The following is a 3,809-nucleotide window of genomic DNA, read 5'->3' on the forward strand; positions in this document are numbered from 1 at the left end:
CGGGCGCGGCTCCTCGTCGAAGCCGCTGATGGTAACCGCGTTCGTCGGGCAGACGGCCACGCAGTGCGCGCACATGATGCACCCCTGCGTGAGCGGCGCGGCCTTCCCATCCGCCACGACCAGGTTGGCGGCCGGGCAGTCGTCGACGCACCGGCCGCAGCCGATGCAGCGTGCAGGGTCTATCGCTATCTCGTGATGGAAACGCATGGAACTCCCCTCCTCGGCACGGGCGGTTATGCCCTCGCTCCCTCCTTCAGGTAGTAGCGGCGGCGTCCCTTCGACTTCTCGCCGTACTCGATGGCCTCCGCCGGGCAGCCGCCGATACAGGCCATGCAATGCGTGCACGTGCCCTTCCACACGGGCCGGCCCCCTTCGAGCGCGATGTTGTTCAGCGGGCAGCGCGCGGCGCACAGGCCGCACGACGTGCACGCGTCCGTCGCGACGAACGCCTTGTCGTGCACGAGCGCAGGATAGAACGCCGCGTTCACCGGGCCGCTGCGGAAGCGGTCCTTCGCGGTCGGGCGAGCCTCCGGCAGCGGCTCCCCCGCTGCGATGCGCGCGGCGAGCCCTTCCAACTGGGAGCGTGCGGCGTCGAGCAGGCGCTTGCAGGTCTCCTCGTCGGGGACGTCGTAGAGCGCCACGTAGTTCTCCGGCATCACCACCTCGGCCAGGCCGCGGTAGCGCAGGCCCTTGTCGCGGCAGAGCGCCCGCGCGTGCTTGGCAGCGTTGCCCACGCTTCCGCCGCAGGTCAGAACGAAGTAGACATCGCGAGAGCCCTCGAGGCGCGCGTCGCGCAGCCATGCGTCCACCACGCGCGGCAGGCGCCAGGCGTAGGTGGGCGCCACCACCACGAACGGGCGCTCCGAGCGCAGCGCGGGCACGGAACCCTGCCGCAAAGCGTCGTTGACGGACACGATGTCGCCGTCGCCGAGGTGTTCCGCGAGCTGCCGGGCCGCCCATCGGCTGTTGCCCGTGCCGCTGAAATACAGGATCATGGCGTGCTCCTTCTTAGTCCGGCCCCCTGCACTGCGCCTCCTCAAAGCTCCGTCGTCGCCCGAAAAACACGGTTCTCGCTTCAAAACCGTGCTTTACGGGCGACAAGGCGCATCGGGAAGAGCCGTTGCCCTTTGTTGTTTTATGTGATACATTTTGTATCAGGTTGTGCACCGCCGTCAACCGCGAACGCGGGACAATACGGGAGGATCTGTCTCATGGACAAGCGCAAGGTCGCTAACCAGCAGGTGAAGGATCGGCTTCTGGCGGCGCTCGTGGAGTTCGCCGGCCGCAAGGACTGGTCGAAGGTGACCGTCACCGAGCTCGTGGAAGCCGCTGGCGTCGCGCGCGCGTCGTTCTACCGCAACTTCGCCTCGGTGGAGGAGCTCGTGGACTACGGCATCCGCCAGGTCACCGAGCGCTACCACGCAGGAAAGCCAGAGGGCCGCGAGGGCTTCCGCGACCGCGCGCTCGTGGAGTACAAGTTCCGCTTCTACCAGGAGAACGCACCGCTCGTGCTGGCTTTCCACCGCGCGAAGGCCGCCACGTCGCTGCTCGACCTCATCACCGACTGCGAGATAGCCTGCTGGGGCGACATGCCCTTAAGCTCGCCCGACCGCTACGAGGTGTACTTCTACGCCGGCGCGTTCTACAACGTGCTGCTCTGCTGGCTGGAGAGCGGCACGCGGGAATCGCCCGAGGCCATGGCCGACGCGTTCATGAGGCTAGCTGATGGGGTTGCCGGCGACTGACGGATCTCCGATCATGACGAGGATGTCGTAATCCATGCTCCAGCCGCCGCTCCAAGCATCTTCGTAACAATAGGGGTCGAAGGGCGGAAGCGAGTCGAACAACGACGCGACCTCGTCCACTTCTGCGCGATGCTCCTCATGATGGTACGAAACCCTGCTTTGAGGGTGATTCCACTGCGTCGCGTTGTCCGTGGTCACGTTCTTGAAACCGAGCGCGCGAACCTTCTCGGCCGCCTCCTGGGCGGCCCCTTCGATGCCGCAGCCGTTCAGCACGAGCACGGTGATCTCGTCTTTTCCCTGGCGGAGCGGGGCCTGGGCAGGCGCGGGCTCCTTGAAGTCGGGATGCAGCTCGGCCGCCGCCTGCCAGTCCTGATCCGCCTCCTGGGCCGCAGGCTCCTTCGCCGCACATCCGAAAAGCGCCGCGCACAGGCATGCACATGCCGCCATGGCCGCCAACGCTTTGATCCTCTGCATACGCGCCGCCTTCCTCGCGAAGCCTTTCTCCCGAGTATACAGGATTGGATGCATGAAGCCCCCCCCCCCCGAATTCGGCGAACGGGCCGCCGCGTTTCGGCGGAGGCCCGTCGGTGTTACGCTTTCTCGGTCTCGATCTCCAGCTCGCCGGCGTCCTCTTGGGTTGCATGCGGGCGGGCCGCGTCCACGAACCGGTCGCGCGCCTCCTTCGCCTCGGCCTCCTTCTCGGCCAGGTTCGCCTTCGCCACGCTGATCATCAGCTTGATGCGGTTGAGCTGGTTCACCTCCGAGGCACCCGGATCGTAGTCAACGGCCACGATGTTGCTCTCGGGGTAGCGGCGGCGCAGCTCCTTGATGACGGCCTTGCCCACCACGTGGTTCGGCAGGCACGCGAACGGCTGCGTGCACACCACGTTCGGCGCGCCTGTGCGCACAAGCTCCACCATCTCGGCCGTGAGCAGCCAGCCCTCGCCCATCGAGTTGCACAGCGACAGGATCTCGCTCGCGTACCCGGCCAGCTCGTAGATGTCGGCCGGCGGCTCGAAGCGGCTCGAGGCCGTCAGCGCCTTCGTGACGGGGGCGCGCAGCTTCCCGATAGCCCAGATTCCAATACGGCTGCCCACCGCGCCCTTCGCCGAACGCCCGAGCGGGTCTTTCTGGAAGATGCCGCCCGCAATGCCGAACAGGAAGAACTCCGCAAGCCCGGGCACCACGGCCTCGCAGCCCTCGCGCTCGATGACGTCCACGATCTGGTTGTTCGCCGTGGGATGGAACTTCACCAGGATCTCGCCCACCACGCCCACGCGCGGCTTCGTGCCCTCGCCGACCAGCGGCAACGTGTCGAAGTCCTCCACGATGCGGCGCACCGTGTCCTTGAACTCGCGGCGCTTGAGCCCGCGCATGAGCTGGTCCTGGCACACGCCCATCCAGTGGTCGAACAGGCGGTTCGCGCTGCCCGGCTCCGCCTCGTAGGGACGCGTACGGTACAGCGCCATCATGAGCAGGTCGCCGTAGAAGATGGAGTACGCGGCCTGCAGGAGCATGCTCGGCGTCACCTTGAAGCCCGGGTTGCTCTCGCCGAGGTCCTTGAACGACAGCGCGATCACGGGGATATGCGGCAGGCCCACGGCCGCGAGCGCCTTGCGGATGAGCGAGATGTAGTTGGTGGCGCGGCAGCCGCCGCCCGTCTGCGTGATGATGACGGCCAGCTTGTCGGTGTCGTAACGGCCGCTCATCACGGCCTCCATAATCTGGCCCGTGACCAGGATGGACGGGTAGCAGATGTCGTTGTTCACGTACTTGAGGCCCGCATCCACCGCGCCGTGGTCCACCGACGGCAGAAGCTCCAGGTTGTAGCCGTTGCGGTGGAAGACCTTCACCAGCAGCTCGAAGTGGATGGGCGCCATCTGCGGGCACAGGATGGTGTAGCCGGCCTCCTTCATCTCCTCGGTGAACACCGCGCGCGGGAACTCGGTGGTGGCGCCCTCGCGCTGCTTGAAGCGCTCGATGACCTCGGGCGCCGCCTTCTGGGTGAACGTCTCGGGCGTGGCGGCGAGCTTCTCGGGGTCGAAGCTCGCGGCCGGGCAGCCG

4 protein-coding genes and 1 pseudogene are annotated in these 3,809 nt (G+C 66.9%); 1 reads left to right on the plus strand and 4 read right to left on the minus strand.

All coding sequences use genetic code 11. The features are described 5' to 3' along the window. Both GPA_RS04110 and GPA_RS04115 read right to left on the minus strand, forming a co-directional pair. A partial coding sequence (locus GPA_RS04110; RefSeq protein WP_041239044.1) for a 4Fe-4S dicluster domain-containing protein occupies window positions 1-207 on the minus strand: 207 nt, incomplete at its 3' end. Window positions 208-233: 26 nt separating this feature from the next. Then, window positions 234-995: an EFR1 family ferrodoxin gene (locus tag GPA_RS04115; protein WP_015539021.1), complete on the minus strand. Its 762-nt coding sequence runs from the start codon at window positions 993-995 to the stop codon at window positions 234-236. A gap of 216 nt (window positions 996-1,211) precedes the next feature. Between GPA_RS04115 and GPA_RS04120 the strand changes: the two genes are divergently transcribed. Further along, window positions 1,212-1,745, plus strand: a complete 534-nt coding sequence (locus GPA_RS04120; protein ID WP_015539022.1) for a TetR/AcrR family transcriptional regulator — start codon at window positions 1,212-1,214, stop codon at window positions 1,743-1,745. Here the strand turns inward: GPA_RS04120 and GPA_RS04125 are convergent. Beyond that, window positions 1,719-2,219 carry a LytR C-terminal domain-containing protein gene (locus GPA_RS04125; RefSeq protein WP_015539023.1) on the minus strand — a complete coding sequence of 167 codons (501 nt, stop codon included), beginning with the start codon at window positions 2,217-2,219 and terminating at the stop codon, window positions 1,719-1,721. The two genes, GPA_RS04120 and GPA_RS04125, sit on opposite strands and share 27 nt — an antisense overlap. Before the next feature lie 116 nt (window positions 2,220-2,335). Further along, window positions 2,336-3,809: pseudogene (locus GPA_RS19725) on the minus strand (2-hydroxyacyl-CoA dehydratase); the annotation flags it as partial.

Source organism: Gordonibacter pamelaeae 7-10-1-b, assembly GCF_000210055.1.
Lineage (GTDB): Bacteria > Actinomycetota > Coriobacteriia > Coriobacteriales > Eggerthellaceae > Gordonibacter > Gordonibacter pamelaeae.